This is a genomic window from Belnapia mucosa, from assembly GCF_016775475.1.
Lineage (GTDB): Bacteria > Pseudomonadota > Alphaproteobacteria > Acetobacterales > Acetobacteraceae > Belnapia > Belnapia mucosa.
Genome location: NZ_JAEUXJ010000158.1, coordinates 1 through 229, shown reverse-complemented (window position 1 = coordinate 229; position 229 = coordinate 1). Strand labels below are relative to the sequence as shown.

The window sequence follows — 229 nt, the reverse complement described above, 5'->3', positions numbered from 1 at the left end:
CAGCGGCATGCCGGGCTTCAAGAAGGGCTACGACGGGCACGACGCGCCGCTCGAGGCGCGCGCGATCGGCGCAACGGTGGGCGGCGTGCGCGTGTGGAGCCTCTACGTGCCGAACGGACGCACCCTCGACGACCCGCACTACGGCTACAAGCTGCGGTGGCTCGACGCCCTGCGGCAGTACACGGCCGACACGCTCGCGGCGCATCCGGATCTCCCGCTTGCGCTCGTC

The 229-nt window shown here is 72.1% G+C and carries 1 pseudogene; it reads left to right on the top strand.

Going from position 1 to position 229, the window contains the following annotated elements:
* A pseudogene (locus JMJ55_RS30755) lies at positions 1 to 229 on the top strand (hypothetical protein); the annotation flags it as partial.